Annotated in this window: 20 protein-coding genes; 8 read left to right on the forward strand and 12 right to left on the reverse strand. The window is 54.2% G+C overall.

Annotated elements, in window-relative coordinates; genetic code table 11:
- Positions 1 to 13: 13 nt before the first annotated feature.
- The 3 genes from AMM48_RS14335 to AMM48_RS14345 all read right to left on the reverse strand — a co-directional run bounded on the left by AMM48_RS14335 (position 14) and on the right by AMM48_RS14345 (position 4,187).
- Entirely contained in the window at positions 14 to 1,717 is a 1,704-nt protein-coding gene (locus AMM48_RS14335) for a Cache 3/Cache 2 fusion domain-containing protein (protein WP_102784585.1), read from the reverse strand.
- Between the two features lie 370 nt (positions 1,718 to 2,087).
- A complete protein-coding gene (gene truA / locus AMM48_RS14340) occupies positions 2,088 to 2,834 on the reverse strand; it encodes a tRNA pseudouridine(38-40) synthase TruA (RefSeq protein WP_102784586.1) in 747 nt (248 codons plus the stop codon).
- Between the two features lie 132 nt (positions 2,835 to 2,966).
- Complete coding sequence (locus AMM48_RS14345; RefSeq protein ID WP_102784587.1) at positions 2,967 to 4,187, reverse strand: argininosuccinate synthase; 1,221 nt, start codon at positions 4,185 to 4,187, stop codon at positions 2,967 to 2,969.
- 299 nt (positions 4,188 to 4,486) lie between these two features.
- On the opposite strand from AMM48_RS14345, the gene AMM48_RS14350 reads away from it, so the two are divergent.
- Complete coding sequence (locus tag AMM48_RS14350; RefSeq protein WP_101301142.1) at positions 4,487 to 5,203, forward strand: SprT family zinc-dependent metalloprotease; 717 nt, start codon at positions 4,487 to 4,489, stop codon at positions 5,201 to 5,203.
- A 50-nt stretch (positions 5,204 to 5,253) separates the two neighbouring features.
- A complete protein-coding gene (locus tag AMM48_RS14355) occupies positions 5,254 to 5,886 on the forward strand; it encodes a LysE family translocator (RefSeq protein WP_102784588.1) in 633 nt (210 codons plus the stop codon).
- A gap of 69 nt (positions 5,887 to 5,955) precedes the next feature.
- Here the strand turns inward: AMM48_RS14355 and AMM48_RS14360 are convergent, their stop codons facing one another.
- The gene (locus AMM48_RS14360; RefSeq protein WP_101301146.1) at positions 5,956 to 6,861 is read right to left on the reverse strand and encodes a LysR family transcriptional regulator; all 906 of its coding nucleotides are present in this window, start codon (positions 6,859 to 6,861) and stop codon (positions 5,956 to 5,958) included.
- A 412-nt stretch (positions 6,862 to 7,273) separates the two neighbouring features.
- On the opposite strand from AMM48_RS14360, the gene AMM48_RS14365 reads away from it, so the two are divergent.
- From AMM48_RS14365 to argE, 4 genes are read left to right on the forward strand one after another with little or no spacing between them, the layout of a single operon-like run.
- Positions 7,274 to 8,263, forward strand: coding sequence for a tripartite tricarboxylate transporter substrate binding protein (locus AMM48_RS14365; protein WP_102784589.1), 990 nt, complete (start codon positions 7,274 to 7,276; stop codon positions 8,261 to 8,263).
- 50 nt (positions 8,264 to 8,313) lie between these two features.
- Positions 8,314 to 8,844, forward strand: coding sequence for a tripartite tricarboxylate transporter TctB family protein (locus AMM48_RS14370; RefSeq protein ID WP_102784590.1), 531 nt, complete (start codon positions 8,314 to 8,316; stop codon positions 8,842 to 8,844).
- 17 nt (positions 8,845 to 8,861) lie between these two features.
- Positions 8,862 to 10,361 (forward strand): tripartite tricarboxylate transporter permease, encoded by a 1,500-nt coding sequence (locus tag AMM48_RS14375; RefSeq protein ID WP_102784591.1) that lies wholly within the window; start codon positions 8,862 to 8,864, stop codon positions 10,359 to 10,361.
- 22 nt (positions 10,362 to 10,383) lie between these two features.
- Positions 10,384 to 11,562, forward strand: coding sequence for an acetylornithine deacetylase (gene argE / locus AMM48_RS14380; protein WP_102784592.1), 1,179 nt, complete (start codon positions 10,384 to 10,386; stop codon positions 11,560 to 11,562).
- A 350-nt stretch (positions 11,563 to 11,912) separates the two neighbouring features.
- Here the strand turns inward: argE and AMM48_RS14385 are convergent, their stop codons facing one another.
- The 3 genes from AMM48_RS14385 to AMM48_RS14395 all read right to left on the reverse strand — a co-directional run bounded on the left by AMM48_RS14385 (position 11,913) and on the right by AMM48_RS14395 (position 17,533).
- Positions 11,913 to 13,115: an amino acid permease gene (locus AMM48_RS14385; protein ID WP_198413539.1), complete on the reverse strand. Its 1,203-nt coding sequence runs from the start codon at positions 13,113 to 13,115 to the stop codon at positions 11,913 to 11,915.
- Between the two features lie 319 nt (positions 13,116 to 13,434).
- The gene (locus AMM48_RS14390) at positions 13,435 to 15,321 is read right to left on the reverse strand and encodes a PBP1A family penicillin-binding protein (protein WP_244271241.1); all 1,887 of its coding nucleotides are present in this window, start codon (positions 15,319 to 15,321) and stop codon (positions 13,435 to 13,437) included.
- 298 nt (positions 15,322 to 15,619) lie between these two features.
- Positions 15,620 to 17,533, reverse strand: a complete 1,914-nt coding sequence (locus AMM48_RS14395; protein WP_102784595.1) for a transglycosylase domain-containing protein — start codon at positions 17,531 to 17,533, stop codon at positions 15,620 to 15,622.
- A gap of 346 nt (positions 17,534 to 17,879) precedes the next feature.
- Between AMM48_RS14395 and AMM48_RS14400 the strand changes: the two genes are divergently transcribed.
- On the forward strand, positions 17,880 to 19,082 hold the full coding sequence (locus tag AMM48_RS14400) for a M24 family metallopeptidase (RefSeq protein ID WP_102784596.1): 1,203 nt from the start codon (positions 17,880 to 17,882) through the stop codon (positions 19,080 to 19,082).
- Between the two features lie 141 nt (positions 19,083 to 19,223).
- Here the strand turns inward: AMM48_RS14400 and AMM48_RS14410 are convergent, their stop codons facing one another.
- From AMM48_RS14410 to AMM48_RS14430, 5 genes are read right to left on the reverse strand one after another with little or no spacing between them, the layout of a single operon-like run.
- On the reverse strand, positions 19,224 to 20,267 hold the full coding sequence (locus AMM48_RS14410; RefSeq protein WP_102784598.1) for an L-idonate 5-dehydrogenase: 1,044 nt from the start codon (positions 20,265 to 20,267) through the stop codon (positions 19,224 to 19,226).
- A gap of 3 nt (positions 20,268 to 20,270) precedes the next feature.
- Complete coding sequence (locus AMM48_RS14415; RefSeq protein WP_101301164.1) at positions 20,271 to 21,545, reverse strand: TRAP transporter large permease; 1,275 nt, start codon at positions 21,543 to 21,545, stop codon at positions 20,271 to 20,273.
- Complete coding sequence (locus AMM48_RS14420; protein ID WP_102784599.1) at positions 21,542 to 22,051, reverse strand: TRAP transporter small permease; 510 nt, start codon at positions 22,049 to 22,051, stop codon at positions 21,542 to 21,544. Before AMM48_RS14420 ends, AMM48_RS14415 begins: the two co-directional genes overlap by 4 nt.
- Before the next feature lie 56 nt (positions 22,052 to 22,107).
- A complete protein-coding gene (locus tag AMM48_RS14425; RefSeq protein ID WP_102784600.1) occupies positions 22,108 to 23,085 on the reverse strand; it encodes a TRAP transporter substrate-binding protein in 978 nt (325 codons plus the stop codon).
- 25 nt (positions 23,086 to 23,110) lie between these two features.
- Complete coding sequence (locus AMM48_RS14430) at positions 23,111 to 23,824, reverse strand: GntR family transcriptional regulator (RefSeq protein ID WP_101301168.1); 714 nt, start codon at positions 23,822 to 23,824, stop codon at positions 23,111 to 23,113.
- Between the two features lie 126 nt (positions 23,825 to 23,950).
- Between AMM48_RS14430 and uxuA the strand changes: the two genes are divergently transcribed.
- Entirely contained in the window at positions 23,951 to 25,168 is a 1,218-nt protein-coding gene (gene uxuA / locus AMM48_RS14435; RefSeq protein WP_102784601.1) for a mannonate dehydratase, read from the forward strand.
- The last annotated feature ends 3 nt before the right edge of the window (positions 25,169 to 25,171 follow it).

Here is a 25,171-nt window from a genome sequence, read left to right on the forward strand (position 1 = left end):
CCGACCCTGTCATTTAACCTGCACGCAACTGAGACAGAAACTCTGAAACAGTATCCTGCAGGGTATCAATCTGCTTGGCCAGATCACCAACGGTCGCGTCAAGTTCGCCCGCCGCAGCACCGCTGCTGCTGGCGGCTTTATGGATTTCGTCGATGTTGGCAACCACTTCGTTCGATCCTGAAGATGCGCTTGTTGCACTGTTGGCGATTTCGTTGACGGCCGAGTTTTGCTCGGACACGGCTGACGCAATGCCGTTGGCAATTCCGCTGATCGACGAGATTGTCTGGGTTACCTTCTCGATGGCCTCCACCGTGACCTTGGTTTCATCCTGAATCGCCCCGATCTGCTGGGCAATTTCATCGGTGGCCTTGGCCGTCTGATTGGCAAGGTTTTTGACCTCTTGGGCCACCACGGCAAAACCTTTGCCCGCTTCGCCTGCGCGTGCGGCTTCAATCGTCGCATTCAGGGCCAAAAGGTTGGTCTGCGATGCGATATCGTTAATCAGGCTGACAACCTGACCAATGCGTTCGGCCGCCTCGGCAAGACCGCCGACCATTTCATTGGCCCGCGATGCCTCACCCACCGCAGCCTCGGCGATAGAAGTCGACTCGTGGACCTGACCGCCGATCTGGCTGATCGATGCCGATAGTTCTTCGGTTGCCGCGGCAACCGTTTGAACGTTACGGGCCGAATCATTGGCTGCTTCTGAAACCTTCTGGCTTTGATTGACCGAATGATTTGCAGAATCACGCATCGAGTTGGTTGATTTCAACATACCACCGGTCGCCGCACGAACAGATGTAACGATCTGACCAATAGACTGTTCGAGTTCCACCGCCAATTTGTTGCGCTGATCAATCGCTGCCTGTTTGGAACGTTTTTCTGCAACAACACGGGCTTCTTCGGCTTCGTCGATTTTGGCCGCCGTTTCACGCCAGCGCACCAACCCGTTGGCAATCAGCCCGATCTCGTCCTTGCGCTCGGTAAAGGAGACCTCTTCGCTGAAATCGCGCTCAACGAAACGCGAAATCGTCTGACTAAGAACCCGCAGCGGGCCAAGCTGCCAACGCAGCAACAAGAACAGAAGAAACGCCGAGACAACGGCAATGATCACACCAACAATGGCGATACGCGCTTCGATCTCACCGGCAACAGCGGCGACTTCTGCCTTTTTAATACCAACATACAAAATGCCCAGAATATCGCCGGCCGGCGTCATGATCGGACTGTATTGCGTGACATATTCCGTACCAAGGATAAGCGCTTCACCGCGGAACGTTTTGCCTGACATGATCGGCGCGTACGCCGCACTGCCTTTGCCAAGCATAGTGCCGACAGCACGTGTACCATCGGGTTTGATGATGTTGGTTGAAACACGGATAAAATCTTCTTCCGCCGGGACATAGGCAAACACGGTTGCCGTTTGCCCGGTGGCCGTGCCAATGCGGTCAATCAGGGCGTGGGAAGATAAATCAGGGATTTCCGGCATCACCAGTTTGGATGTTTCGCCATCCTTGGTGATCACCATTTTAAAGTCGGGGTTAGCATCCTGTAGCAACAATGCTGCAACACGAAGATTGAGTTTTTGCGACGCCAGACTGTCACTGGCGACCTGTTGATCGACACGCTGCATAATCAACACGCCCAGCAAAATGATCCCACTCATAAGAATAAGAACGGCAGCTAAGGCAACTTTCAGTACCAAACTTTTCGACATGCTCTCTCCCTAATCACCATCAAGGACAAAACCAGAAGATCGACAGTGGATGGTTCTGTCCACATTTCATCAATAGCTTAGCGCCAGGATCAAGGCCCGAACCTAACCCATTATAAGGTATACAGTATCATAATTAACCTTTGCGTATAGTCGTTTATCCTATTGCATAGGTTCGCACCTGCACAATTGCCTCAAACCGCACTGCGCATAAATAGCGGCATGGGCACGACGTACCGGACACACCGATACGCCAGAACATGACGCACGCCAAATCTAGTTATCTTTGGGGGATGTGGATTATGGGAAACGGGACGTCAGAAAACCTGAATGCCGCCCACCAACAGATGCCGCCAATGAACGCTAGCAGGTTCTAGTAATCGACCTTGACGAAATACAGCCCATCCGCTGGTGCCGTCGGGCCGCCCGCCGCACGGTTACAGGCCTCAAGTGCTTTTTTCACCCTAATCGGCTTCCAGCTTCCTTTGCCAACCAGAACCAGTGTCCCGACCATGTTGCGCACCTGATGATGCAGGAACGACCGGCTTTCGGTGTGGATGCGGATTTCAAGTGGATCTTCGATGCTGCGCGTGACCTCAAGCTTCTCCAGCGTCTTGATTGGGCTGTTGGCCTGACATTCGCTGGCGCGGAAACTGGTGAAATCAAACGTGCCAATCAGGTGCTGGGCGGCTTCGTTCATCGCATCGATATCAAGCGGCTTGTAAACGCCCCACGCAAGCCCGGCTTCAAAGGTCAGCGGAGCCCGGCGATTGATGATGCGATACATGTAGTAGCGTTTTTTCGATGAAAACCGCGCATGGAAATCTTCGGAGACTTCATCGCACAGCTTTACCGCGACCGGGGCCGGTTTAAGGTAATGGTTGATCGCATTCATCACCGCGTCGGCCGGGTAATATTTCGGTAAATCGAAATGCACCACCTGCCCCAGCGCATGCACCCCGGCGTCCGTCCGGCCCGATACATACACGCGCACGAATTCACCGACGAAATCCTCGATCGCGGTTTCAAACACCTTTTGAACCGAAATCACTTCGTCCTGATACTGCCACCCGTGATAGGGGCGGCCATCATATTCGACGGTGCATTTATAGCGTTGCATGGGCTCTCAAAACTCGTTGGAACGCCTGAGCCTTCGGTTCAGGACGGCGCGCACCCGTTATATCCGGGCTGATAAAAGAAAACGAGGGGCTTTGACACCCCTCGTTCCAATCCTCACACAATAAATGCGTGATTATTTCAGATCGTCATTACCATAGCCAAGACGCAGACGCAGCGCATTGAGCTTAATGAAGCCTTCTGCGTCATGCTGGTCATAAACCGTGTCGGCTTCGAACGTGACGTGTTCTTCGGAATAGATCGAGTTCGGTGATTTACGTCCGGTAACCGTGACGTTGCCTTTGTAAAGATCAAGGCGCACCGTGCCGTTGACCGAACGCTGGGTATCATCGATCAGGCGCTGGAGGGCCTGACGTTCTGGCGACCACCAATAACCGTTATAGATCATTTCGGCATACCGCGGCATCAGCTCGTCTTTAAGGTGCCCCGCATTACGGTCCAGCGTGATGCTTTCCATCGCACGGTGTGCGGTGAGCATGATCGTGCCGCCCGGGGTTTCGTAAACACCGCGCGATTTCATGCCGACATAGCGGTTTTCAACCAGATCAAGACGGCCAATACCGTTCTTGCCCGCTACGTCGTTAAGCTTGGTCAGCAAGGTTGCCGGGCTCATGCGCTCACCATTGACGGCAACCGGATCGCCTTTTTCGAATTCAATTTCGATGGTGGTGATCGCATCGGGTGCATCCTTGGGCGATACCGTGCGCATGAACATATTTTCGTTGGGCTTGGTCCACGGATCTTCGAGCGCCTTGCCTTCGTAGGAAATGTGCAGAAGGTTGGCATCCGTCGAATAGGGCGGCTCATCGCCACCGGCTTTGTCAGCCGAAATCGGGATCTGATGTTTCCGGGCAAAATCCAGAAGTGCGGTACGGGAATTCAATTCCCACTCACGCCAAGGTGCAATCACCTTAACGTCGGGCTTCAGGCCATAATAGCCAAGCTCGAAACGGACCTGATCGTTGCCTTTGCCGGTTGCACCGTGTGAGACGGCATCGGCCCCAACTTCCTTGGCGATTTCGATCTGACGTTTGGCAATCAGCGGGCGCGCGATTGAGGTGCCCAGCAGATAGACACCTTCATACAGGGCATTGGCGCGGAACATCGGGAAGACGTAATCGCGGACAAATTCTTCGCGCAGATCTTCGATGAAGATTTGCTTCACACCGAACATCTCTGCCTTTTTACGGGCGGGCTCAAGCTCTTCGCCCTGGCCGAGATCGGCGGTGAAGGTCACGACTTCGCAGTTATACTGTTCGCGAAGCCACTTCAGGATGATGGAGGTATCAAGCCCGCCTGAATAGGCAAGCACCACCTTTTTGACCTGATCGCTCATTGCAGTGACGCCTTTCTTTTTCAATACACTTCAGGGAATGGCACACGCGTGCCCGGCTCCCTGTCATAGTTCCCTGCCATAGACGCAATCTGTTGATTGCGTCGGGCCCCGAAAAGCCTGTAAGGCGCTCCGACGGCTCTTTATGCAAAATCTGCTCAATCTTGCACAAAGAGCCCTAGACCTTGAGCGCGGAGTATAGGAAAACACTAGTGAGGGGCAAGACCCAAGATTGGGCTTGGTGCCAAAAAGGCGCAAAAACCCGTAAAATATTGCCTCGCTTTTGGAAAAAACCGCTCCGAATGCTCAAAAACACCGAAGAAACTGAAATAGACCTGCCCAAAATTGGCCCGCTGCCGGTCCGTTTACGGCCCAGTGCGCGCGCGTCGCGACTCAAACTGCGGATTGATCCGGCGTTTGACGGGGTCGAAATCGTCGTGCCCACCGGAATTTCACGAAAAGTCGCCCTTTCGATGCTGGATCAGCACAGCGATTGGGTAGCGGCCCACATTCAACGCTTGCCCGACCGGGTACAGTTCGTGCCCGGCGCGTGGATTCCGTTTCTGGGCGAAGACCACGCCATCCGCGCCGTCCCTGATGCCAAACGCGGGGTTTGGGCCGAGGCCGGGGTGATCTGGGTATCGGGATTGCCCGAACATACCAACCGACGGGTGACCGATTTCCTGAAAAAACAGGCCAAACTTGAAATCGCCCCGCGCGCCCAAGAATATGCCGACCAAATCGGCAAGAAAATCAATCGCATATCGCTTAAAGACACCCGCACCCGTTGGGGAAGTTGTTCGTCAAACGGCAATTTGGCGTTTAGCTGGCGACTCGTTCTGGCCCCCGAAGATGTGCTGGATTACGTCGTCGCCCACGAGGTCGCCCATCTTCAGGAACTGAACCACAGTGCGCGGTTCTGGGCCGTGGTGGATGATCTATATGGCCCGTCCAAGAAACAGCAACACTGGCTTAAACGAAACGGCTCTGCCCTGCATCGATATGGTGCCGGAAGCTAACTGAGTAAGTTAACCAACTCAATCCATACTGTCCTTACAGGATGCGTCCCATGCTGATCCCGATTGAAACACTGGCGATTTTTATCCCCACCGCCCTGGCGCTTAACATGACGCCGGGCAATGACATGCTGTTTTGTCTGGGACAGGGGATTAAATCCGGCCCGCGTGCCGGGAATGCCGCAAGCCTTGGGATTGCCACGGGTGCGATGATCCATACGCTTTTGGCCGGGTTGGGACTGGCGGCACTGGTTGCGGCCCATCCGGTTGCGCTTGAAGTGCTGCGCTGGGCTGGGATTGCCTATCTGGTATGGTTGGCCATCGGCGCTTTCCGCGCCAGAGATCAGGACCTTACCCCGGCGCAAACCAAGCGTTCCAGCACCTTTCGCGCATGGCGGGACGGGATTGTGGTTAATCTGCTCAATCCGAAGATCATCGTGTTTGTGCTGGCCTTCATTCCCCAATTTGTCGATGCGTCGCGGGGATCGGTGTTAGTACAGTTTTTGATTTTCGGCCTGATTCTCAATATCGGCGGGACGATGATCAATTGTCTGGTGGGGGGATTTGCCGGGAAACTTGGTGTGATATTGTCGCGATCAAAACGGGTGGCGCGCGGCTTTCAGATTTTTACCGGATGCGTGTTTCTTGGCCTTGCGGCCAAGCTGGCGTTTGATCGGCGTGGGTGAATAATCATCCGTATTATTCATTTTAGATGAATAATAACCTTCAGCCCAAATCGGACTGTAAACCATTCTTTACACCACACATCCGCTTTCACGCAGATGGGGCAGTTCTGCGCGCAAGAATCCAAGGAAGCTTTTCTCGACCGCGCTCAGTTCACGTGATGCGGTGAACAATGCCACGTCCCAGTCAATGACCGGCGTTAAGGTGCGCGCAACCACCTTGGTTTCATCGACCAGCAAGGCGGCAAACGGGTCAATCACCGCAATTCCGACATTGCGTTCGACAAGGCGTGAAATGGTGCGAATGGTCCGGGCCTCGACCGCGATTTTGCGCGGCCAGCCGGCAATCTGGAAAATATAGTCGATTTTGGTGCGCAAGGGTGAGCCGATCGACAGTTCGACAAAACGTTCGCCGCGCAGAAGATCAATATCAATCGTTTCAAACCCGGCCAGCCGATGCCCCACCGGCATCAAACAGACCGCACGCGACTGTGCGAGCGGGGTAACCACCATATTGGGGTCCTGCAGATCAAGGGTAATGCCAATCCCCAAATCACATTGCCGGGTTGTGACCATTTCAAGCATGCCTTCAAGCCCGGTGTCGGTGATGCTGATCGAGACATTGGGGTGGGCCAGTTTGAATTTTGCGACCACATCAAGAAGATAGGTATCAACATAAATCGGCTGTGCCGCGATGCGGATAGAGCCCAGCTGATCATTGGCAATCGCACGGGCCTGCGTTTCGATTTCATGAAGTGAGTTTAGCGACCGCAAGACAGTGACGTGAAACTGATGGGCCTCATTGGTCGGCACCAGTTGATTGCGTTTGCGGTTGAACAAGGAAAATCCGACAGACTTTTCAAAGCTGTTGAGCAAACGGCTGACCATTGGCTGGCTGATGTTCATTGCCTGTGCCGCCTTGGTGACCGACCCATGGGTCATAAAGGCATTGAAGCTTTCCAACTCGCGCAGGTTCATGTGACGGCCTCATTTTTTCAGTATGTAAATTAGTTATACTGGAATTAATTTTTTGCGCCAACAGTTATGGATTGTCTATGGATGGTGCATACAAAAAGAAAAGATCAAGGCTCAGGACCTATTAATTTGATTGGAATGGCAGACGTTATATTTGTGAAATCCAAGGAAAAGCCCGCCGGGCGGGCTGGTATCCCGGCCAAGGGGTTTGACGCAGGAGGTTGCAAATATAACGTCTGTCCTTTGGATTGGCCGGATTTGCACGGGCTACTTTGTCGCAAAACCTTGAAAGATGCATATCTTCCTACGGTTTTGCTCCGCGTATCCGCACAAATCCGGTCAACCATTCGAACCAAATTAATAGGTCCTGAGCCTCTCCGGCAATACTGCCACCACCACCCAGGGAGACATGAAAATGTTTCAAAAGCTCAAAAAAGCAGCCGGCGTAGCCGCCGCCATCCTTGCGACAACCACCATGATTTCGACCGCCCAGGCAGATGCCTATCCTGAAAAAGCCATTACGCTTGTTGTGCCTTATGGTGCCGGTGGTGCGTCAGATCTGGCAGGTCGTGCACTTGCCGAGACCGCACGTCATTACACCGATGATCAGCCGATTGTGGTTGTCAACAAGACCGGTAATGGCGGCATGAACGGTGCCCGTTTCGTGACCGAACAGAAACCCGATGGTTACACCCTTTTGCTGTCACGCGTTGGCATGGCGCTGTATCCGGCAGTCTACGAAGACAGCCCGGTCGCATGGGACGATTACACCTTCCTGGGTATTCTCGAATCGACCCCGATGATCCTGGCCGTGAATGCCAATTCCGACGTCCAGACCGTTGATGATCTGATTGCCAAGATTAAAGACAGCGACGGCGCAACCACCTATGCCGCATCCGGCCCCACCGCGATTGATGGCTTCTCGGTTCAGGCACTTCTGTCTGATCTTGATCTTGACCCGCTGACCGCATCCACCCTCGTGCCATACAAAGGCGGCTCTGCTTTGGCCGCAGCCCTTCTTGGCGGTCACGTTGATTTTCTGGCAATTGCCGCTGGCTCCCTGATGCCCCACATCGAAGCCGGTAAAATGCGTCCGCTGATGGTCTATTCGCCAAAACGTATGGCAGCCCTGCCGGACGTCCCGACGGCCAAAGAACTCGGCTATGCGCAAGCTGGTCAGGTTGGCGGCTGGAGCGGTCTGTATGCGCCTAAAGGTCTTCCGGAAGATGTTGTGGCAAAATGGACCGAAGTCCTTGGCAATGTTGCAACCGACGAACAGTGGCTCGACCTTGCAGCGAAACGTGGCTCGACCTCGGTCATCGGTGATGACGATCCGTCGGCTTACGTCAAAAGCCAGTTCGAACTTTATAACGGCATGGCCAAAAAGTTCGGCTACATCCAGTAAGACGTTTTTTAACGTCCTGTAATTTTCGACCTTAAATGCGAGACGGAACCATGAACCAAAATCGCGATTTCTATGCTGGACTGGTCGCGACGGTATTCTTTGCCATCGTCCTGTTCGTTCTGATCCCGATCTATGTGAAGGTTCCGTCTTTCATTCCCGGCTTTGCCCCGCCACCTGATATGTGGCCGCGCGTTGTTGCCGTGATTGGCCTTGTCATGGGCATTCTGGCCCTTGTTCTGGCCTTTCCAAAATCGCGCAAAGCCAGCGGTGAGCAGGTCACAAGCCTTGGTTTCTATGTGAACCGAAACAAGGTTTTCATAACCCGTTTTGCCTTGTTGCTGGTTCTGTTTGTCGCCTTTGTTTATGGCCTGCCGGTGATCGGTTTTGTGCCCGCAACCGTTCTTTTGCTCGGCATTCTGTTCCTGATGACCGGTAATTTCGGCAACAAGTTCTGGATGATTGGTCTGACGATCATTTTCCCGGTTTTGCTGTATCTGCTTTTTACCGAAGTCACCCATACGCCCTTCCCCGAAGGCATGCTGTTTTCCAACAGTCTTTCTGACCTCGTAACCCTGATCTGATCGAAAGCCCCATCGTTATGTGGAATGAATTGCTTTTCGCCTTCCAGTCTGTGGCAACGTTACCGAACTTCTTGGCGATGTTTGCCGGGATTTGGGGGGGCGTGATTATCGGCGCCATCCCGGGCATGACCGGGACGATGGCTGTGACCTTGGCACTGCCGTTTACGTTTTATCTGCCGCCGGTGACCAGTCTTTTGCTTTTGGTGGCGCTTTATAAAGGGTCAACCTATGGCGGGTCGATTTCCGCCATCCTGATCAAGACGCCCGGCACCGCATCAGCAGCCTGCACCGTTCTTGACGGTTACCCGCTGGCCCGTGCGGGCAAAGGTGGTAAGGCGCTGAACATGGCGCTGATTTCAAGCTGTATCGGCGACTTTATTTCGAACATTTCGCTGTTCTTCCTGGCCATGCCTTTGGCGATGTTTGCGCTGCGCGTTGGTCCGCCGGAATTCTTTATGCTGATGGCGTTTTCGCTGACCATTGTGGCGAGTATTTCCGGCCGTTCGCTGGTTTTGGGCATCATTGCGGCCTGTCTTGGTCTGTTGCTGGCAACGGTTGGTGAAGACATTTATGGGTCTTACCGGTTTGCCCTGTCCGAGGACATGAAATCGGGCCTTGGCATGGTGCCGGTGCTAATTGGCCTGTTTGCCCTGCCTGAACTGATCAAAATGATCGTGTTCCGCCCGGAAGACAACAGTCAGGCCATGAAGCTTGGCGATAACCGCCTGACCCTTTCGGAAGTCCGTGGATCGATCAAATCGATTTGCCGGGGGTCGGTCATTGGTGTGATCCTTGGCGCCATTCCAGGCATTGGCCCGTCAACGGCGGCCTTTTTCTCCTATAGCGAGGCGCGCCGGACATCGAAAAACGGTGACAAGTTTGGCGAAGGCGAACTGGAAGGCATCGCCGCATCAGAATCGGCCAATAACGGTGCCTGTGGTGCGACCATGATCCCGCTTCTGGCCCTTGGTGTGCCTGGAGATGTGATCACGGGTGTGATGCTGGGTGCGTTCATGATCCACGGCCTGACCCCGGGACCACTGTTGTTCCAGAACAACCTTGGCGAGGTTTATTCGCTGTTTATCGGCATGCTGTTTAGTTCGCTGTTCCTGTTTATCGCAGGCAAGCTGACGGCAGGTGCCTTTACCAAAATTTCGCGCATTCCGCAGACCCTGTTGCTGCCGTGCATTTTGATCCTGTGCGTTTATGGCATCTATTCCATCGGGGCCAGCCCGTTTGACGTCACGGTTCTGCTGGTGATGGGCGTTGTCGGCTTTGCCATGATGTTGCTGAACATCCCGGCCGCCCCGTTCCTGATCGCCTTTATCCTTGGCCCGATGTTTGAAGACAATATGCGCCGGTCGCTTGCGATTTCGCGCGGTGACCTTGGTGTCTTCTTCCAGTCCTGGATTTCATGGGGCTTCTTCATCCTGACCATTCTGTTTGTCACTTTGACCATTCGTCGCGAATGGAAGAAATGGCGTGACCGTCGCGCATCGGCGCAGTCGGCTTCCTGATCCGAGAAACGAGAAACATAAAATGAGCAAACCCAATATGTCCCGCCTCCATCATGCCATTGATCTGCTTGGCAAGTTGGTGGCGTTTGACACCACCAGCAAAAACTCGAATCTCGGTCTGATCCATTTTGTCCGCGACTATCTGGCGCAATATGGCATCGAAAGTACCCTGTTTCATGATGAAACCGGTGAAAAGGCCAACCTGCTTGCCACCATCGGGCCGAAAGGCGTTCCGGGCATTGCCCTTTCGGGGCATACCGATGTGGTGCCCGCGTTGGAAAACAGCTGGATCAGCCCGGCGTTTGAACTGACCGAGCGTGACGGCAAACTGTTTGGTCGCGGATCGGCCGACATGAAGGGTTTTTCGGCCTGTGCGCTGGCGATGATCCCCGAACTGGTCAAACGCGATCTTGCGATCCCGATCCATCTCTGCCTGTCCTATGACGAGGAAGTCGGCTGCATCGGGGTTGGATCAATGGTCGATCATTTGGCCGCCATGGAGACCCCGCCGCGTATTGCCGTGATTGGTGAGCCGACCGACATGAAGGTGATCAATGGTCAAAAGGGCAAATATTCCATGCGCGTGACCGTGACCGGGACAGCCGGACACAGCTCGTTTGCGCCCAACCATGTCAATGCCATCGAATATGCCAGCCGCGCAATTAGCATGATCGCGGAAAAAGCCCGTGATTTTGAAGAAAACGGTCCGTTTGACGATGATTTTACCGTCCCGCACAGCACCATGCTGACCACCACAATTGGTGGCGGCACAGCCACCAATGTGACGCCCGATCATTGCGAATTCACTTTTGAAATCCGCCACCTGCCCGAACATGACGCCGAAGCGGTGATTGCCGACATCCAGCAAGCCATCATGGAAACGCTGGACGTCGAAATGAAGGCCAAGGAACCGGAAACCGGATTTGCGTGGGAAAAGATCTTTTCCTACCCGGGGATGGGTGATTGCACCGATGCACCGGGCTTTGAGCTGGTCAGCAACATCATCCCCGATATTTCGGGCAAGGTGTCTTACGGCTCAGAAGGCGGTGTGTTTGAAAAGCAGGGCAACATCCCATCGATCATTTGCGGTCCGGGCAGCATCAAGCAGGCCCATAAACCCAATGAATTTATCGAGATTTCGCAAATCGAGGAATGTCTGGATTTCCTCGAAGCGCTCACAGATCAGGCCGTCGCGGCCTGATATCTCACCGCGGCGCTGCGTCACCCTCAGCGCCATCTGGCCGCGAAACATAAGGGAGCTTTTCACACCGAAAACCCCCTGAACCTCAAGCGCCCGACAGGTGAGAACTCCCTGGCTGCATCCACTCCCCCCACAGGATGCAGCCGCAAGCAAACCAAACTTGGACCGGCTCGTGAAAACGATGCCGGTCTTTTTTTGTGCCCGCGCGCAAAGAAGAAAAATAAAACTGTCCCCTTTTTTCTCATGGAGGGCTGCCGGAAGACCGCCGCCGGTCACCTGATCGGAAAAGGGGACAGATCTATTTTTGGACGTCAAAATCTTCAATGCTTTTGAGCGGTCGTCTCGAGAGCCTACTGACCAAAAATCAGCAGGCAGAGGCTTAATACAGCGCCAAGCATTGGAACCATGATTGGCACCTGAAAGATATGCGTGCCAACGGGTTCGATGCTTCCTTTGCGTTCGCGCCATTTGACGCGCACCAATGCCAGATTAACGATCACGAATACGGCCAAAATCAATTGCGAGGTCAGGGTTGCCAGCCCGGAGATATCGAAGTTCAGCGCCAGGATCGCGATGATCACCGCGACCAGGGCAGTGGCGATAATGGGGGTTCCTGTTCGTTCTGGCACATAGGCCAAAATCCGCCCGATCCGACCGGGAATGGTTCCCTGGTCGCCCATGCCGTAGAGAACACGGCTTGCCATGATCACCTGAATAACGATGCCGTTGAAGGTTGCGATGATCGCGATGGCGCTGACCACCGCTGGCGGTAAATTGGTTACGGCGCCAAACACCACGCCAAGCGGGGCACCCGATGTCGCCAATTCGTCAAGAGGAACACTTAGGACCGCGATTGCGGCGACCAGAAAGTACAGTGATGTCGCAATCACCAGCGTTATGAAAATGGCACGCGGCATCGTGCGTTCGGGTTCACGCACTTCTTCTGCGATATTAACCATGTCTTCAAAGCCAATGAATGCGAAGAAGGCAAGAAGACTGGCACTTAGGACGGTTGCCCAAACCTCGCCATCCAGAGTATCTGGCACGACGCTTGGCAATTGGCTGATCAGGTCGGGCTGGGTTAAAAACCCGCCTGCGATAATCGCAATCAGGCCGCCGATCTCGATCACGGTAAAGACCGCGGCGAACACCACAGATTCGAGGATGCCAATACAGGCGATCAGGGCAACAAACAGCAAAATCAAAAGGACCAGCCAGCCGCGATCGACTTCCAAAACAGGGCTCAGCAATGCCCCAAGATAGCCCGCACTGCCCAAACTGATCGTCGCCGATGAAACGATCCCTGCCAACATGACGATGCAGCCAACAATGAGCGCCATTATGCGCGAACCAAAGCCAAACTGGATGTAGGCGGATTCACCGGCACTCAGTGGCAAACGACCAACAAATTCAGAGAACGTCGCCGCAGAAAAGGCCATTACGATGGCGGACAAGCCAAAGGCCATTGGTGCATAAATGCCTGCCTGAGAGGCGGTCTCGCCAATCAAGACATAGATACCGGCGCCAATGGTGACACCCAAGCCGTAGAGCACGACCAATATCAAGGAAAGACGTCGCTTTAGCTTTGTCGGTCGGGGCTTAGGTACGGTTACAGTCATCGTTGTGCAGCCTTTGTCCAAGACGTTAAATTTAATGCCGACAAAAGGAGGAAGACTTATTTTTAAACCGAAAAATTCCTATGCTTTTGGGCGTTAGCACCCGTCATGGTTGCGCCAAGTGCCAGCGGATCATCTTGGCCACTTGATCAATACATCTTTGATGATCGCTCATTGGTAGCACGGATTTGGTCAGGGCGTTCTGATCAAAGCAAAAAAGGGGGCTGCCCCCTTTTTTACATCCCAAAATAAGCAGTTACTGCTTTTCATTGCCCGAGCTGTAGCCGGCGGTGAAATCGCGCCAGCTGTCATCTTCGCCCATTTTTTTCGACCGGGCCAAGGCGGCCTTGCCAAGCGATCGGACCGGCAAATTCTGATGGGCATGCAGCATGAAATCGTGCCAGAGCTTGGCCGGGAGATCACCGCCGGTGACTTCATCCATCGGACTGCCATCATCATTGCCCATCCAGACCCCGGCCACCAATTCCGCGGTATATCCGATGAACCACGCATCGCGATAATCCGATGTCGTGCCGGTTTTCCCGGCAGCGGGCCGGTCAATAATTGCGTTGCGGCCCGTGCCCTTGGCAATGACAGAAGCCAGCATGTTGTTCATTTCACCGGCATGCAGCGGGTTCATCAGGCGCGACGGGAAATCATCGGTGCGTTGATATAAGACCTCGCCGCTGCGTCCGGTGATCTTGCTGACGGCGTGCGGGAACACCGAAAAACCGCCATTGGCGACGATGGCATAGGCCCCGGTAAGTTCCAGCATCGAAACTTCGCTGGTGCCAAGGGCAAGGCTCGGTTCTCTGTTTAAGGTTGAGGACACGCCCATATCGCGTGCCTTCTGGATGACCTTGTCCAAGCCGACTTCCATGGCAAGCTGCACGGCAATCGAGTTGTTTGAGGTCGCAAGCGCATCGCGAATGGACATGGTGCCGTGGTGTTTGCGATCAAAGTTCCGCGGTTCCCAGCCATTGATCGAAATTTCGATATCGCGCATCCAGTCGTTCGAGCCCAAACCGTTGTCGAGCCCAGCCAGATAGGTAAACAGCTTGAACACCGATCCGGGTTGACGGCGGGCTTGCGTCACACGGTTATACTGACTTTCGAAATAGTCCCGTCCGCCAACAAGCGCACGCACCGCCCCATCAGGGGTCATTGCCAGAAGGGCGGCCTGACCGACGTGTTTTTGCACCGCACCGGGACTTGTAAGCGCACGTTCAAGGTTGAATTCGGCAACTTCCTGAAGACGGGAATCAAGCGTGGTGTGGACCTGAAGATCCTGATCGACATAGCCGACATAATCGCGCACACGATCAAGAACCCAGTCGGAGAAATAGCGCACACCCGGTCCTGTATTCGCCTTACGCGCGGTGCGCACACGGGTTTGTTTGGCCCGGTCTGCACGCGCCTTGTTCAGCGCCCCGGTCGACACCAAGGCATCAAGAACAAGATTGGCGCGCTCCGCCGCCTGAACCGGATCAACCATCGGATTATAGCGACTTGGTGCCTTTGGCAATCCGGCCAGAACAGCAGCTTCATAGAGGTTCAAACGCCGTGGATCGGTGCCAAAGTAGTGGCGCGCGGCCGCATCAATCCCGTACACGCCTGATCCGAAATAGATCCGGTTAAGATACAACGACAGGATTTGCTGTTTGTCGAATTTGAATTCAAGCCAGAGCGCCAGAAGGACTTCTTCGATCTTGCGGCCAAAACTGCGTTCGGGGGACAGAAACAGGTTTTTGGCAAGCTGCTGGGTAATTGTGCTGCCGCCTTCGGTAATCCGGCCTGCTGTCAGGTTGGCCCAGGTTGCGCGCAAAATACCGATGATGTCGATGCCAAAATGATCATAAAACCGGCGGTCTTCGATGGAAACGAACGCCTGACCGACATAATCGGGCAAATCACGTACTTCGACCGGATTGCCATACCGGTTGCCATAGGTGGCAAGTGTTGCACCATCGATACTGATGATCCGGATCGATGGTTTGCGTTCGCTGGCGACATCAAAACTGACTTTGTCGGGCAGCCCGTATCCGTAATAGGCCACGACACCACCGCCAAGCACCATGACCCAGATGCTGCCAAGGACGATGAAACGTGCAATGGCCTCTGGCCCGGGGATCAAATCGCCCATGCGCGAAAATAAACTGCCTTTGCGCTTTCCAGCACTGCTGACGCGTTTTTTCGTTTTGGATCCTTTGGCGGCCGCGCCCTTGCGGACGCTTTGCCGTCTTTTAAATTCTCTTTGGGCCACAAATGCACCTTTTGGTCAGATACGGGCGCACGGCAACTCGACCTGTCTCGTGGACATCATCGAGACATATGTCCCAACGGCCAGACAGACGAAGTCGCCGCGTTAACCGGCGTTTTTTATAGTGTTATGCCCCAACCGAGGAGGGAGTCCCCCGTCTCCCCGCTTTGCGACGGTTTTATCAATTATTGCCGTTCAGGTCGCGCTTCCACAGATCGTTCACCCCGTCGTTTTCCCGACGTCGCTGCGATGATGCACGGATCATTGAACGGATGGCCAGTCCATCATGCGCATCAAGCATAAATAACCGCCACAAAGACGCAAGCTCTACATCCCCGCGCACGGCCATTCTACTGTTATCGTCATTGCCGGCCCAGACCACCGTGGTCAGATCAGATGTAAACCCGACATACCACGCATCCGACCCCCCACCCGCGACCGTGCCATACCCGGCAAACGGCCGGTCCAGCCGTACTTGCGGATCGGTCACACTGGCGTAAAGCACATATGAGCCCTGAATGGCCTCATCGGTTAGTCTTTTTTCCTGAACCAGATCTTCGCGCTGATACAACACGGCTTCGTCAGTCCCGCCATAAGACACGCGGTTGATCACCGTCATTTGTGCCGGTTTGCCGGAATTTTGCGGCAATGTGTGAATGGCGGCAATTTCGCCCATCGTTACCGGATCAAGACCGACCACGGTTCGAATATCTGTTGAAAGCGGACTTTTGACACCAATCGCATGGATGTAATCGCGCACATCAAGCAAGCCGTAATGATCGGCAAGGGTTGTTGGCACGGTATTGACATCCCGGACGAAGGCTTCGCGCAGTGAAATCTGCCCCATATATTCGTGATCCGGATTGATCGGCCGCCATCCGGCAACCGCCATGCGATTGTCCCGGACCCATTGGGCCGGATCGCTGTTTTGGTTTAGCGCATAGTAATAGGTGGCGATTTTAATCATCCGGCCGGGCAAATGCCGCACGTCGGTTGCCCGGTTGCGCTGAAACGGGCTGTAATTCGCCCCACCGATGATCGCGCGAATACGCCCATCCGGGCTGATGGAAATAAGGGCGGTTTGATTGGCACCCTTGGGTTTGATGCGAATCTCGGAAACCTCGCGCACGACATCCTGGGCAAGCTTTTGCACCTTAAGGTCAATGCTGGTGACAACATCGATATCGCGGCTGCTGTAGCCGACAATATCGGCGACTTCTTCGAGAACCATGTCGACCAGATAGCCCGAGACAACATGTTCTTCGTATTGAACATCGAGCTTTGGCTCAAGCAATGTCAGGGCGGAAACCCGATCCTTCTCGATAAATTTGTACTGACCCAGTTTTGCCAGAATATCGTTGGCTTCCGCGGCGGTTTCACTGGAATGCAAAAGCGGATCGAATTTAACAGGATCGCTCATGGCGGCGGCCAGAACCGCGGCCTGATGCAGGGTTATGCGCTCCGCCGGGCCGCCGTACCAAAGGCGTGATGCCGCGGTAATGCCAAAAATGCCCCGTCCGATATAACTGCGTTCAAGGTAGCTGCGCAGGATGGTCTTTTTGCTGAATTTCATTTCCAGCCAAAGTGCGACGAGGAATTCCTGAAAATGGCGTCCCGCATTGTTGGCTTTGGTCTTAAAGAAGGTTCGCGCAACCTTCATCGTGATGGTCGACCCCGATCCTGGATCACCGCTAAAGATCCGGGCGAAATCACGGCCCGAAACGCCCATATGATTAAAGAAGTTCGGATCGGTTGCCGCGACAAAGACGTTTTGCACCCGTTCGGGGATGGTTGTCAGCGAGACATCCTGACTATACCGCCCTTCGACGGTTTCCAGCAACGCCCCGTCATAGCCCAGAATACGGACTTGCGGGCTGCGGATCATGTTGCGGCTGAGATCGAGGTTGGACTGAATGGAATACATAATGCCAAACAGCGATCCCACGACCAGCGTCAGGCAAAAGCCGATTGTGATCATCCGCCGACGCCGCATGCGCCGCCGTATAATCCGCATTTCGCGCTCGGCTATTTTCTGCATTGCGGAATTGGCTGCTGATTGCCCACCGCCTGTATGGTCTTCGTCTTCCTCGGCCACGCCAAAATTCCGTAAATTGCCCGTATTTTATATTGTTCCCCAACAGTAAAGCGACAAGCTGTTAAGAAAATACTTTAACGGTGACAATTAACCATACAAACGTATGGATTCCTGCCACCCGCCCCCCGAAGGACTGCTGTTGCGTTGTGATCTTGCGGATTTCTCTTGCCACATTGACATCCAATCCCCGATAAGATCAGCAGGGCAGGCGATGGCGTCGCCAGTGCAAAATGCGCGCCCGACATCACACACACACATCCTGAACGCCGGGATCTTGCTTTGTCGTTGTCAAGACAGGGGGAGGTCTCATCCCCTTTGAGGCAGCGCCGATAAGGAGATTTTGCGAATGGATCGTCCAGAATTTTACCGTTTCCATCAAGGTGACCGCATTCTGCCGTTTGCGGCGTCGGAATATGAGGCGCGTCTGTCCAAATTGCGCACCATCATGGCCGCGTGCGGTGTTGACGCCTGCGTTTTCACCTCGATGCATAACATCGCCTATTATTCGGGCTTTTTGTATTGCGCCTTTGGACGGCCTTATGCGTTGGTCGTCACACCAACCGACACTGTCACGATCAGTGCGGGCATTGATGCAGCCCAACCGTGGCGCCGGTGCCATGGGGATAACATTACCTATACCGACTGGCAGCGACATAATTACTGGCGCGCGGTTCGGTCTGTTACCGGGGTTGGCAAGGTCATTGGCTTTGAAGGCGATCATCTTAGCCTTGTGCAAAAGGCGTTGCTTGATGAGTTCCTTAACCCCGCCAGCAGCCGGGACATCACCGCCGATACCATGCGTCAGCGCATGCATAAATCACCCGCCGAAATCGCCCTGATCCGAAGCGGGGCACAGGTTGCCGATGTGGGGGGTTATGCCATTCGCGATACCATCAAGGAAGGTGCGCGCGAGATTGATGTGGCCATGGCCGGGCGCGATGCAATGGAACGTGAAATCGCCAAACGGTTCCCCGATGCGGAATATCGCGATACGTGGGTGTGGTTCCAGTCGGGCATCAATACCGATGGCGCGCACAATCCCGTCACGGCGCGCAAATTACAGCGTGGCGATATCCTGTCGCTGAATACATTTCCGATGATTTCGGGTTATTACACCGCCCTTGAGCGAACCCTGTTCGTCGGTGAGGTCGATGAAGCCAGCCTGAAAATCTGGCAGGCCAATGTCGGGGCGCATGAATATGGCATGTCGTTGCTTAAACCCGGTGCGTCCTGTGCGGCGGTGACGGAAAAGATCAACGCCTTTTTCGCGGAACGCGACCTTTTGCAATACCGCACCTTTGGCTATGGGCACAGCTTTGGCGTTCTGTCGCATTATTATGGCCGCGAAGCCGGGCTTGAGCTGCGCGAGGATATCGACACGGTGCTCGAACCCGGCATGGTGATCAGCATGGAACCGATGCTGACCATTGCTGACGGGCAACCCGGTGCCGGTGGCTACCGCGAGCATGACATTCTTGTCATCACCGAGGATGGAAACGACAATATCACCGGGTACCCCTATGGTCCGGATTTCAACGTGGTCGGTTAAGCCATCAACGTTGATCATGCATAAAAAAACGGGCCCGCACATGCAGGCCCGTTTTGATTTTATGCAGTTCATTTTCAACGCAGCGCTGGAAAATTCAAGCCACGCGCGGGCAGAGATATTGTTGCCGACAACACCGCCGCATCAGCTGGCAAATGCCAATTGAACCTTTACCGATTTGCTGCGATCCCGCGCAACTTCAAAGGCCTCTTTGGCGGTTTCAAGCGGGAAGGTCTGGGTGATGATCGGCGCGACATCGATTTCACCACGATCAATCATGCCAACAGCCTCGGCGAATTCGGTGCTGAAACGGAAGGTCCCGGTAATCGTGATTTCCTTGGCAACCAGGGGATTGAACGGTACGGGCATTTCACCGGCAACACCGACCTGGACAAGAATACCCTGCGGGCGCAGGGTGCTGATGGCTGTGCGCAATGCTGCAGGCGCAGCAGAACATTCCAGACACACGTCAAACTGCCCCTTTTCGGCTTCGTAGGGTGTGAGTTCGTCAGCGGCCTTGGCAATATTGATTGTCCGGGTTGCCCCCATTTTCCGCGCCACATCCAAGGCAAAGTCTTGCAAGTCGGTCACGACAATTTCAGCTGCCCCGGCAAGCTTAGCCGCCGCGGCACAAAGACTGCCAATCGGTCCCGCCCCGGTAATCAGGACCTTTTTACCCGAAAGATCACCGGCACGGGCGACCGCATGCAGACAGACCGCAAGGGGTTCCGCACAGGCAGCCCGGCCGATATCGGTTTGATCGCCAATGGCAAAACATTGGCCTTGGCCCACATTGACCAAATCGCGAAACGCCCCCTGAATATGGGGCATGGGCATGGCGGACCCGAAGAACTTCATGTTCAGGCAATGCTGTTGCAAGTTCTGCTGGCAATAACGGCATGTGCCGCACGGGTGACTTGGATTGATGGCAACCTTTTGCCCAACAGACAGTCCGCTGACATCCGGACCAAGTGCGACAATTGTTCCGGCGGCTTCATGGCCAAGGATGATCGGTTCGCGCACCCGGATCTGGCCGATCCCGCCTTCGAAGTAGTAATGCATGTCCGAGCCGCACACGCCACCAGCCCCAACACGGACAAGCACTTCATCCTTGATCGGATCAAGGGTGGCTTCGGTATCGATACGAAGATCATCTTGGCCATACAAACGGCAAACACGTGTTTGCATTGGTTACTCCATCAAGGACGGCAGCCAGGTTGACAGCGCCGGAATATAGGAAACAAGAAACAGGATCGTGATATTGGTTAACAGGAACGGTGCAAGTGCCCGGATCACGGTGGTGACCGGCGCCTTGGCGATGTTCGCGCAGATGAACATGCAAATGCCCACCGGCGGCGTTGTCAGACCAATCATCAGGTTCAGAACAGCAAACACCGCGAAGTGAATCGGATCGACGCCAACATTGGTCGCAAGGGTCAGAAGCGGCACGAACAGGATGATCAAGGCGGCAATCGTTTCCATGAACATGCCAACAATCAGCAAAACCAGATTGATCAGCAGGATCACGGCATATTTGTTATCGGTCACAGACAAGACCGCATCTGAAATCATCTGCGGAATGCGTTCCGACACCAATATCCAGCCAAAGACATTTGCCAGCCCGACAAGTGCGAGAATGGCCGCCGCAGTCACCGCACTGTCGATGACAATTTTCGGTACTTTACGCAAAGGCAGTTCACGATACACAAAACAGCCAACGATCAGGGCATAGAGGCTGGCAATCACAGCCGTTTCGGTCGGGGTGACAATACCGCTCAGCAACCCGCCAATGATCAGGCCCGTCATCGCAAGCGCCCAGAAGGCACCGGTAAAGGAACGGGCAAGCTCGCCAAAGCCCTGCCAGGGTTGGTGGGGGAAATTGCGTCTTACGGCAATGATGTAGCAGGTCACCATCATTGCAAGCCCCATCAGAATGCCCGGAATGGCACCGGCAATAAACATCTTGCCAACAGAAATGCCCGACAAGGCCCCGACAATGATCATCGGCATGCTGGGCGGAATGATCGGCCCGACTGTTGACGAGGCCGCAGTCACTGCCGCGGAAAATGCCGGGGTGTATCCCGCACGGATCATACCCGGGATCATCATGCCGCCAATCGATGCCGCATCCGCAACCGCCGTTCCGGAAATGCCGCCAAACAGCATCGACCCGGTTACGTTGGTCAGGCCAAGGCCGCCACGCATCCAGCCGACCATGGCATTGGCGAAACGCACAATGCGCGGTGTGATACCCCCGCCATTCATCAGATTTCCGGCAAGGATAAAGCCCGGAATACACAGCAGGACAAACACGTCCATGCCGGCAAACAGCTTTTGCGGGATGACGACAAGCGGGATGCCTTCAAGCAGAAGATAGCACAACGAAGACAGACCCAGTGTCACGGCAACGGGAAGGCCAATGACAAGGCCGAGGGCAAAAACGCCAAATAGAATTGCAAGGCTCATGGGAAGTCCTTTGTCGTATCTTCGGCTTTTCCATCAGAAACGCCGGCGATGATCCGGATCATGCGCAGAACCGCGAAAAGTCCGAGAACGGCAAGTAAAATGAACACAACGGCGTGAATGAAATCCATCCGAATCCCAAGTGCCGGCGAGGTCTGGAGGACACCAATCGAAACGAACATCCATGCCGGAAACAGCAAGACCAAACAGAATCCCGCGGTGAGTGCTGCGGAAACAAACATCAACCAACGCTGGATCGGCAACGGCAGCAAATCGCAAACGATGTCGACGTTTACCAGATCACCATTACGAAACGACAGCCCAACCCCGAAGGCGGCAAGAAACAGAAGCGCATAACGGGTGAGTTCTTCTGTCCAGACAGGAGAGCTGGGCAAAAAGGTTCGCGAGAATACCTGTGTCAGAACAGTAAAGATCAGAAGGCCGAAAGCGGCCCCTGTTCCAACCCGGCAAAGTGCAATGATGAACGCGTATAATCTGGCTGAAAGCACGTTACTTCCCCGTCGGAAAAGGTTCGGCCGCAATCACGCGGCCGAACCGGCAATACTCAGTTTGCGAAAAGATCTTCGACAATCGGACGGATTTCGTCGGAGACATTTGCCAAAACAGCGTCTTTGGCCTTCGAAGCAAAGGCTTCTTTGTCAATTTCGACAAAGGTCATGCCCTTGGACTGCAGTTCTTCTGTCAGACGTTCCTCGTCGGCAGCAAACAGATCACGCTCGTAGGCTTGTGCGCGTTTTGCGGCTTCCATGACGGCGTCCTTGTCGGCATCCGACAATTTACCCCAGGTGATTTCCGAGATGGTCAGGTAAATCCACGAACGGACATGCTCGGTCTTGTTCACGAATTTCTGGACTTCATCGAAGCTTGCCGATTCAATCAGCGCCAATGGGTTTTCCTGTGCGTCGATGGTACCAGCCTGCAAGGAGGTGAAGACCTCGGAGAACGCCATTGGTGTTGGCTGTGCCCCCAGCGACTTCCAAACATCAACGAACAGCGGAACGTTTGGAACGCGCATTTTCAGGCCATCCAAATCATCAGGAGACTTGATCGCGCGGTTGGATGTCAGGTTACGAGGACCACGGGCAAAATAGGCGATTGGACGGATGCGGGCCTTTTCGATGATCTGCTGTTCAATTTGATCACCGATTTCACCGCTGGCAACAGCATCCATGTCTTCAAGCGTTTTATAAGCGTAAGGCACAGCAAGAAGTGCTGCCTTTGGCGCCCAGTTCTGAAGGCTTTCACCGGTAATTGTCATGTCGACGGCACCAAGCTGCATGCCGTTGATCAGGTCAATTTCCTTGCCAAGCGTTTCATTCGGGAAGACCTGAACTTCAATACGGCCATCGGTGAGGGTTGAGAGATCCTCGCCAAATTTTACCGCGGCCTTGTGCCAGGCGTTCTGTTCGTTGGCCAAGTGGCCAAGCTTGAGCGTCATCTCTGCTGCGATTGCAGAGTTGCTCATAATGATGGCAGCGGCGCCGGCGAGTATCAGTTTTTTGGTTGTTTGTATTGTAAGCATCTGTTCCTCCCTGTTTGGTGATGCCTTAGGGTGACGACGCAATCGTGTCGGCGTCGTCGAAGAGCTCCGTTCTGGAGCGCGCAATATCAGGCAGCGTATGCAAGATTTCACGAAGGTGTTCACGCATGGCTGCACTGGCTTGTTCGGGATCACGCGATGTGATGGCCGAAACAATTTGGACGTGCTGATCAATGATTTCTTCCATCGGAAACTGGAAGTAGCTCAGGTAACGCACGCGGTCGAGTTGGGCACGGACATCCTCAACAACCTTCCAAGCGTAGGTTTTTCCCGCTGCTTCTGCGAGGCTGCGATGGAAGTCGTGATCAAGTTTCAAGAAAGCACGCGCATCGCCTTTCATCGCTTTGCGCTGATCGCGGATCAGATTTTCAAGATGCCCCAAAAATACGTCGTTCGGCTCTTGGGCGACGAAGCGCGCGATATCGGCTTCGACCGCCTCACGGACAAAGCGGGCGTCAAGAACAGCTGCGACAGAGATTTTTCTGACATACGTGCCGCGTTGCGGGCGAACCTCTAAAAGACCTTCGTCAGAAAGTTTGATGAACGCTTCGCGGATGGGCTGGCGGCTAACATTGTAATGTTTTGCCAGTTCGGCTTCGGACAGGCGCACACCGGGCAACAAATCCGCACAAACAATCCGTTCACGGATAATGCGGTGGATCTGCGGCCCGACGGCCTGATCGTTCGTTACTTCCCAGTCGTTTTCTTTGGGGTCGCCCATCAAACTCTCCTTGCCTTTCTGATTCATGATGCATACTACCATACTAGTCAACAAAATTATGCCGTGATATCATCCAAGCAGTTATAGTAGCTATTGCAGACACCACGCCAACACAGAGAGAAGCACATGAAACAAACCTGGAGATGGTTCGGCCCGCACGATTTGGTCAGCATTGACGATATTTGTCAGGCGGGGGCGCACGGCGTGGTATCCGCCCTTCATCACATCCCCAGTGACGTGGTCTGGACTCCGGACGAAATTGCCAAGCGTCATTCAGAAATTGCGACCATGAAAGACGGTTCTGCGTCTGGCCTAACCTGGGATGTTGTTGAAAGTCTTCCGGTATCAGAATCGATCAAACGTCAGGTCGGCCCATGGCGAGACCATATTGACGCCTATAAGCAAAGTTTGCGTAATCTGGCGGATTCCGGGATCAGTATTGTTTGTTATAACTTTATGCCCATCCTTGACTGGACACGTACTCATCTGAACTGGCGCCTGTCAAACGGGGCGACCTGCATGCGATTCGATCTGGTTGATTTTGTCGCATTTGACCTGTGCATTCTTGGCCGTGCGGGTGCGGAAAATGACTATCCTGCCGAAATCATTGCCGAGGCAAAAACCCGGTTTAATGCAATGTCCGAAGACCGGCGCGCTGAACTGGAACGCACTGTTGCCTTTGGCCTGCCGGGGTCCGTGGAAAACCTGACGCTTGATGATCTGCGCGCGTTGCTTCAGACCTATGCCGATATCGATGCCGATACGCTTCGTGCAAATCTGGTCGCATTTCTTGAAGAAGTTGTTCCTGTTGCACGTGAGGTCGGCATTCGCATGTGCTGCCATCCTGATGACCCGCCCTTTGGGCTTTTAGGGCTGCCCCGGGTCATGTCAACCGAGGCCGATTATGCCTTTGTCATGCAGGCCGTGGATATTCCCGAAAATGGCATCACGCTTTGTTCGGGATCACTTGGTGTGCATCCGGGCAATGATTTGCCCGGTATGATGAAACGCTGGGGGTCGCGCGTACATTTCATTCATTTGCGGAACACCAAACGCGAAGGCCAGAATCTGCCGTGCAGCTTCTATGAAGCCGAACATCTGGATGGCGATACCGATATGGTTTCGCTGATTGAGCAGATCCTGCGCGAGGAAGCGTTGCGCAAATCCGCCGGACGACCCGACTGGAACATTCCCATACGCCCAGATCATGGTCAGGACATCCTTGATGATCTGAATCGCAAGGGGCAACCGGGATATCCGGCGATTGGACGCCTTAAGGGGTTGGCCGAACTGCGTGGTGTCATGACGGCATTGTCGGCACGATTTGATCGGCTTGGGGGTTAAAAA

Origin of the sequence: Thalassospira sp. GB04J01, from assembly GCF_000751115.1 — a bacterium.
GTDB classification, from domain to species: domain Bacteria; phylum Pseudomonadota; class Alphaproteobacteria; order Rhodospirillales; family Thalassospiraceae; genus Thalassospira; species Thalassospira lucentensis.

Bases quoted from the DNA above. Each gene is read 5' to 3' on its own strand.
- AMM48_RS14335 (WP_102784585.1), bottom strand. From the start codon at position 1,717: ATGTCGAAAAGTTTGGTACTGAAAGTTGCCTTAGCTGCCGTTCTTATT.
- truA (WP_102784586.1), bottom strand. From the start codon at position 2,834: ATGCAACGCTATAAATGCACCGTCGAATATGATGGCCGCCCCTATCAC.
- AMM48_RS14345 (WP_102784587.1), bottom strand. From the start codon at position 4,187: ATGAGCGATCAGGTCAAAAAGGTGGTGCTTGCCTATTCAGGCGGGCTT.
- AMM48_RS14350 (WP_101301142.1), top strand. From the start codon at position 4,487: ATGCTCAAAAACACCGAAGAAACTGAAATAGACCTGCCCAAAATTGGC.
- AMM48_RS14355 (WP_102784588.1), top strand. From the start codon at position 5,254: ATGCTGATCCCGATTGAAACACTGGCGATTTTTATCCCCACCGCCCTG.
- AMM48_RS14360 (WP_101301146.1), bottom strand. From the start codon at position 6,861: ATGAACCTGCGCGAGTTGGAAAGCTTCAATGCCTTTATGACCCATGGG.
- AMM48_RS14365 (WP_102784589.1), top strand. From the start codon at position 7,274: ATGTTTCAAAAGCTCAAAAAAGCAGCCGGCGTAGCCGCCGCCATCCTT.
- AMM48_RS14370 (WP_102784590.1), top strand. From the start codon at position 8,314: ATGAACCAAAATCGCGATTTCTATGCTGGACTGGTCGCGACGGTATTC.
- AMM48_RS14375 (WP_102784591.1), top strand. From the start codon at position 8,862: ATGTGGAATGAATTGCTTTTCGCCTTCCAGTCTGTGGCAACGTTACCG.
- argE (WP_102784592.1), top strand. From the start codon at position 10,384: ATGAGCAAACCCAATATGTCCCGCCTCCATCATGCCATTGATCTGCTT.
- AMM48_RS14390 (WP_244271241.1), bottom strand. From the start codon at position 15,321: ATGGGCGATTTGATCCCCGGGCCAGAGGCCATTGCACGTTTCATCGTC.
- AMM48_RS14400 (WP_102784596.1), top strand. From the start codon at position 17,880: ATGGATCGTCCAGAATTTTACCGTTTCCATCAAGGTGACCGCATTCTG.
- AMM48_RS14410 (WP_102784598.1), bottom strand. From the start codon at position 20,267: ATGCAAACACGTGTTTGCCGTTTGTATGGCCAAGATGATCTTCGTATC.
- AMM48_RS14415 (WP_101301164.1), bottom strand. From the start codon at position 21,545: ATGAGCCTTGCAATTCTATTTGGCGTTTTTGCCCTCGGCCTTGTCATT.
- AMM48_RS14425 (WP_102784600.1), bottom strand. From the start codon at position 23,085: ATGCTTACAATACAAACAACCAAAAAACTGATACTCGCCGGCGCCGCT.
- AMM48_RS14430 (WP_101301168.1), bottom strand. From the start codon at position 23,824: ATGGGCGACCCCAAAGAAAACGACTGGGAAGTAACGAACGATCAGGCC.
- uxuA (WP_102784601.1), top strand. From the start codon at position 23,951: ATGAAACAAACCTGGAGATGGTTCGGCCCGCACGATTTGGTCAGCATT.